Genomic DNA, 5,914 nt, shown 5'->3' with positions numbered 1-5,914 from the left:
GCGATGACCGGCGTCAGCGCGGAAAATCCGGCATCCTCCGCGAGGCGCGCGATCGTGATGCCTTCCGTGCGCGAAATGCCGCGCCCTTCGCACGCGGGAAACTTCAGCCACACCGGAAAATCCTCGCCCGCCTCGCGCGCGATTGCCGCGCGGATTTCGGCGATCAGGCGAAAGCGGTTTTCGAGCGAGCCGCCGTACTTGTCGTCGCGGCGGTTGTAGCGGCGAGACAGGAAAAGGTGCAACAGCTTTGCGTTGCTGCCGGCAAGCTGCACCGCGTCGTAACCCGCCTCGCGCGCCCATGCGGCGACGACGCCGAAACGCGCGGCGAGCGCCTCGACCTCGCCGGTCGTCATGACGTGCACGCCGCCGTGAAACCAACGCTGCGGGAACGGCAGGCGACCCGGCGCGAACGGAAGATGCGTGCGCGCCGCGACAAACTCGCGATGCCAGCTCTCGAGCGAATACGCGCCGCCGTGGCCAAGCTGAACGGCGATGCGCGCGCCCGCCTCGTGCACCTGGCGCACCATCGGCGCAAGCGCCAGCACCTGTTCGCGCCCGGTGATGCCCGACATGCCCGGCGAGGTGCGTCCCTCGGGCAGCACGATGGTGTTGCCCTGGACGATAAGCCCCACGCCCGCCTTCGCGTTCGGCACGAAGTGTTTCGCGTATTCCCCGGCGGGGTCTTTCGCGCGGCCCGCGCCCTCGAGCACCGGCGCCCGGTAGAGCCGGTTGCGCACCGCGACGCCGCCGATGACCATGGGTTCGTCAATGCGGGCGGTCATGGGATACGGATGCGCGTGACGCGACGTTGCTTATCGATGGACATGATGGACCGAATGGACCTGACGGACGCCGTTTCCGACGCTCGTTTGTTTGCGATGCCCTTTCAGACTTTCAGACTTCCAGGCTTTCCGTGCCTCAGCCTTTCAGTCTTCCACAAATTTCTCCTCGATCACCGTCCCGAATCGCGGCACCGCGACGTCGCCGTCGGTCTGCTTGCCGATCCATTCAAGAAGCTGCGGGTAGATCGGGTTGATCGACGGATGCACGGCGATGGCGTCCAGGTGGCTCCAATCGGTCTTGTAGATGATGAGAAAATCGTCGCCCACGCGGGGGCCGGCCTTGCCGCGCACCGGCGCGACCGCGTCGCGCCAGTCTTCCATAAATCCGCGCTTCTCGTAGGCCTTCGACACCAGCGCGAACACCGGCGCTTTCATCCGCGACGAATAAACGTGGAAATAATCGTGCGCCCAGGTGCCCTCGGTTTCGAAGCCCTTCACCGCGGACAAGTCGAGCTCGAAGCGCTTGGAGTGATAGATATCCGTGAAATTCGACGGCCCCTCGTACAGCATGCGCGCGATGACCTGCGAATCGACAAGTTCCGGCGGATCGGTCTCGTCGTAGCGCGCCCAGGTGTACGTCGCGCCGATCTCGCAGGGGTGCTCACCGAGGATGTCGTTGCACAGCTTGCCGCCGGTCAGCCGGCCGACGTGCCCCATGTACGCGGAGACGGGGATGTAGTCGCTGTCCTGCGTCATCCCAAAATACGCCTCGTTGGAAATCTTCACGAACTTTCCGCGCCGAAACGCCTTGAACAACGCCGCGAAATCCGCGTACTCCGGGAAAAAGCCGTCGGGGCCTAACGTCGGATCGTCCGGATCGCCGAAACCCTCGGTCGCGGCCATCGCGAATGTTTCCATGAACCAGAACTGCGAGCTGACGATATTCACATAACGCAATCCCGCGCCCGTGCGAATATCCGCCAGAAGTTGCGGGTAGTTGAGGCCGTTGACCTTCTGATATTCCATCAGTCCGCCGTCCCAGCAGATGACCCCCGCCAGTTCGTCCGCGCCGATCGTGCCGTCCTCGAACTCCCACGCGGCGTACGCCTGCGTCATCGCGACGCCGCGCGAGTCGCCGCCGAGGAACACGCTCGTCTGGCGCTGGTCCTCGGGAATCAGGTGCACGAGCCGGCGCAGATCGCGATTCCACAGATCCAGGCTCCACTCGCTCATCATGTCCGTCTCGGGGCCATACGGATCGGGATCCGAATAGGTCTGTCCCTCGACCTCCTTGCCGTACACGTAATAGTCGAGCGCCAGATACGGATCCTGCCGCTCCTCGGCCAGATCGATGATCGAATGATCCTCGAGCAGGTGATGGCGCTTTTCGGGGATCCACACCTCGACCGCGCCCTCGGAAGCTTCCACGAGGCTTTTCGCGAGATACGTGAGCTGGTTGACGCCCGCGGTGTAGCCCGCCTGCAAGATGACGATCGCCTCCGCCGGCAACACCGCGCCGTCCGGCCCGGCCATCCGGTAGCGGAACAGGCGGATTTTGTTGAACGCGTCGGGCGTCGTCGCGTGCGTCACGGGGTTCGGATCCGCCGGCTCGCCATCGATCTCGACGTATTCCCAAAACACGCCGGCTTCGTCGTCGTCGCCCGCGTCGTCGTCCGACGTGTCGTCGTCCGCGTCGTCATCGACCGGCGTCGAATCGTCGTCCGCGTCGTCGTCGGCCGCCGTATCGTCATCGGCGTCGTCGTCATTGTCATCGTCGTCATCGTCGTCGTCGCCGCACGAACACGAGGCGGCGAAGATCGCGACGGTCGCGAGGAGAAATAGCAAGGCGCCGGTCTTCAACAGATTCTTCATGCGTGTCCCGAGCCGCGCGTTAAAGCAGGCGCGCGGCGTCCTTTGCAAAGTAGGTGAGAATGATCGACGCGCCGGCGCGCCGGATCGCCAGAAGCGATTCCATCATGACGCGGTCGTGGTCGAGCCAGCCCTTTTCGGCGGCGGCCTTGAGCATCGAATACTCGCCGGAGACGTTGTACGCCGCGATCGGCACGTCAAAGCGGTCGCGCGCGCGGGCGATGATATCCAGATACGGCAGGGCGGGTTTGACCATGACGATGTCCGCGCCCTCCTCGATATCGAGCGCGATCTCGCGCATGGCCTCGTCGCTGTTCGCCGCGTCCATCTGATAGGAGCGGCGGTCGCCGAAGCTCGGCGTGCTGTCGGCCGCCTCGCGGAACGGGCCGTAAAACGCGCTCGCGAACTTCGCGGCGTACGACATGATCGGCACGCCCGCGTGGCCCGATTCGTCAAGCGCCCTGCGGATCGCGCCAACGCGCCCGTCCATCATGTCGCTCGGCGCCACGATATCGGCGCCGGCATCGGCGTAGGCGACGGCGGCTTTCGCCAGAAGCGGCAGCGTGGCGTCGTTGTCCACATCGCCGTTCTTGATGACACCGCAATGGCCGTGGTCGGTGTATTCGCAAAGGCACACGTCGCACGCCACCACCAGATCCGGCACGGCGTCCTTCACCGCCCGCACGGCCGTCGGCACGATGCCATCGGGCGCGTAACCCGACGAACCGGTCGCGTCCTTGGTTTCGGGAATGCCGAAAAGGATGAGACCGCCGGCGCCAAGCTCGGCAAGCGTGCGTGCCTCCGCGACGAGGCGATCGACCGAGAGCCGGAACTGTCCGGGCATCGAGCCGATCGGCTCAGCCACGTCCTTGCCCGGCCGCACGAAAAGCGGTGCGACAAGGTCTTCGGGTGCAAGGCGCGTCTCGCGCACGAGGCTCCGAAGGGCCTCCGTGCGCCGAAGCCGGCGCGGTCGCTGCGTTGGAAAAGTCATGTCGTCTCTGGCTCACCTGAGATGCAAAGGGCGCTTACGCGCCGAAAATCGAACGAAGCATTATGCCACGATGGGGGGGCATAAAAAAGGCTGGAAGGCTCAGAGGCTGGAAGGCTGGAAGGCTGGAAGGCTCAGGAGCTGGGAATCCAGCTCGGGTCAACGCCTTGGCGCTTCGTCATCGTGGCGCTTCGTGATCGTGGCGCTTCGTCATCCTGAGCGTCAGCGAAGGATCTGGCCGTCCCCTTCCGACGGCGACTCGCCACCCGCGGCGTGGTCCGATACGGCTTCGTTTTCGGCGGTATGGGCATTGCGCAAGCCACATTGCGATCAGCGTTCAAGCCATTCTGCCGCGCGATCCCTTCCGGTAATCCATTCTTCGAGCGAGAGAAATATTGCGACGAGGAGATAAATCGCGCGTTTGAACCACCACCACGCGCCCGCGAGCGTCAGAAACCCAAGCGCCATCGTGCCGCCGGCGTACCCGAACGCCGCCCCCATGGACCGCCCGACTTCGGGATTCAGTGTCGCTTCCATGCACTGACAAAAAAGGAGCCACGACACCGGCACCCAGAGGGTCAAGAGGACGATGGAAACGATCCGCCCCGCGAGCATGATGAGGTCGTCGATGAATTCGAGCAGCGCACCTGTAATCGACGACATCGCTCCCCCCAAAAATTTCCGCTGCGGCTTCCTCTTTCCTCTTTCCTCTTTCCTATTTCCTATTTCCTATTTCCTATTTCCTATTTCCTGAACTGGGGCGGTAGGATTCGAACCTACGAATGCAGGAGTCAAAGTCCTGTGACTTACCGCTTGTCTACGCCCCAACAACACTTCCCGGCGGCCGAACCGGCGTTCCGTTCCGATGCGGCGGGCGGTCAGTCTACAAAAACCGGCGCGCGCGGGACAATGCTTGTCGTGATCGCCAGGAATCCGCGCGTTTGCGCCTTCGCCAACATCTCCGCACCCGGTTCGGTTTCAAAGAGCCCGAAGACCGTCGGGCCGCTGCCCGTCATCATCGCGGCGACGGCGCCCGCGTCGATCAGCAGCCGTTTCATCACCTCGATTTCCGGATGCCGCGCCGCCACGATGGCCTCCAGATCGTTGCGCAAAAGCGCCGCCGCGCCCGCCGCGCCGTCGATGACAAGCGGCTCGGGCAGCGCGGCCGGCTCTTGCGGAAGACGCAGCGCATCCGCGCACGCGGCATAGACCTCCGCCGTCGATACGCCGAATCGGGGGTTCAGCAGCACGACAGGAATCTCGCGCGCGATCTCGATGGGGATGACGATCTCGCCGATGCCGCGCACGATCGCGCCGTGCGTTTGCAGAAAAAACGGCACATCCGCGCCAAGGCGCGTCGCGATCGACAGGCGCTCGTCATCCGACAGCGTCACGCCGAGCGCGCGCTCGGCCGCAAGGATCGCTGCCGCCGCGTCGGACGACCCGCCGCCAAGTCCCGCCGCGACGGGAATGCGTTTGGTCAGGCGCAGATCGACGCCGGCATGGAGAGGATTGAGGATTGAGGATCCGCGAGGATTGAGGATTGAGGATTGAGGATTGAGTGAATCCCCATCCCCATCCGTGGTCCCGCGATTCCACGTGCCCGTGCCCGTTCCCGTGCCCGTGCCCGACCATTCCATCACCGCCCGCGCCGCGCGATACGCCAGGTTCGTTTCATCCGCCGCCAGGTCCGCGCCCTCGATGACAAGCCGCACGCCCGGCGCTCCGGCGCGTACGACAAGCTCGTCCGCAAGCGCCAGCGGTGCGTTGGCCATTTGCAATTCGTGGTAGCCGTCCGCTCGGCGGGCCAGCACCTCCAGGCGCAGGTTCACCTTGGCGGGACAGGCGATGCGGAGTTCGGGCGCGGTCATGCTTCTTGCTATTCGGAATCGCGCGGTGAGTAAAGGGAGCGGCGATCGGCGCGACGCGCGATTTTCCAATCCCAATCAACGCAATAACGTTGTTGTGGTGACAATGCCGCGAGAGTATTTTCAAACGACAAGAATCGGAATGGAGCGCCCGGTGACCGAGGAGGGAACCGCAAACAGCCGGAAAAATTCAACGGCGCGCCCGCTCGCTCCCCCCTCCCGTCTCATTTCGTTTTTCGCGCTCCTGCTCCTCTCCCTCCCGCTGATCTTCGCGCTCCCCGGCTGCTCGTGCGGCGACGATGACGACTCGGCGCGCGACGGGATCGCGTACGACGACTCGGGTTTCGATGACGACGCGGACGATGACGACAATGCGGGCGATGATGATGACGACGACGACGACGATG

At 64.3% G+C, this 5,914-nt stretch carries 6 protein-coding genes and 1 tRNA gene; 1 reads left to right on the top strand and 6 read right to left on the bottom strand.

What is annotated here, in order from left to right; translation table 11 throughout:
- From K8I61_14365 to ispE, 6 genes are all read right to left on the bottom strand, one after another.
- Positions 1-782: NADH:flavin oxidoreductase (locus tag K8I61_14365; protein ID MBZ0273218.1), on the bottom strand; the 782-nt coding region annotated here is incomplete at its 3' end.
- Between the two features lie 144 nt (positions 783-926).
- Positions 927-2,654 carry a hypothetical protein gene (locus K8I61_14360; protein ID MBZ0273217.1) on the bottom strand — a complete coding sequence of 576 codons (1,728 nt, stop codon included), beginning with the start codon at positions 2,652-2,654 and terminating at the stop codon, positions 927-929.
- A gap of 19 nt (positions 2,655-2,673) precedes the next feature.
- Positions 2,674-3,642, bottom strand: a complete 969-nt coding sequence (gene hemB, locus K8I61_14355; protein MBZ0273216.1) for a porphobilinogen synthase — start codon at positions 3,640-3,642, stop codon at positions 2,674-2,676.
- A 327-nt stretch (positions 3,643-3,969) separates the two neighbouring features.
- Positions 3,970-4,302 (bottom strand): hypothetical protein, encoded by a 333-nt coding sequence (locus tag K8I61_14350; protein ID MBZ0273215.1) that lies wholly within the window; start codon positions 4,300-4,302, stop codon positions 3,970-3,972.
- A gap of 92 nt (positions 4,303-4,394) precedes the next feature.
- A tRNA-Gln gene (locus K8I61_14345) sits at positions 4,395-4,466 on the bottom strand.
- Between the two features lie 51 nt (positions 4,467-4,517).
- Positions 4,518-5,510 carry a 4-(cytidine 5'-diphospho)-2-C-methyl-D-erythritol kinase gene (ispE, locus tag K8I61_14340; GenBank protein MBZ0273214.1) on the bottom strand — a complete coding sequence of 331 codons (993 nt, stop codon included), beginning with the start codon at positions 5,508-5,510 and terminating at the stop codon, positions 4,518-4,520.
- Positions 5,511-5,661: 151 nt separating this feature from the next.
- Between ispE and K8I61_14335 the strand changes: the two genes are divergently transcribed.
- On the top strand, positions 5,662-5,914 hold a 253-nt coding region (locus K8I61_14335; protein ID MBZ0273213.1), incomplete at its 3' end, for a hypothetical protein.

This window comes from bacterium (assembly GCA_019912885.1).
Taxonomy (GTDB): domain Bacteria; phylum Lernaellota; class Lernaellaia; order JACKCT01; family JACKCT01; genus JAIOHV01.
The sequence above is the reverse complement of the archived record's forward strand: the minus strand, read 5'-3'. Positions and strand labels throughout refer to the sequence as shown.

Bases quoted from the DNA above. Each gene is read 5' to 3' on its own strand.
- K8I61_14360 (MBZ0273217.1), bottom strand. From the start codon at position 2,654: ATGAAGAATCTGTTGAAGACCGGCGCCTTGCTATTTCTCCTCGCGACC.
- hemB (MBZ0273216.1), bottom strand. From the start codon at position 3,642: ATGACTTTTCCAACGCAGCGACCGCGCCGGCTTCGGCGCACGGAGGCC.
- K8I61_14350 (MBZ0273215.1), bottom strand. From the start codon at position 4,302: ATGTCGTCGATTACAGGTGCGCTGCTCGAATTCATCGACGACCTCATC.
- ispE (MBZ0273214.1), bottom strand. From the start codon at position 5,510: ATGACCGCGCCCGAACTCCGCATCGCCTGTCCCGCCAAGGTGAACCTG.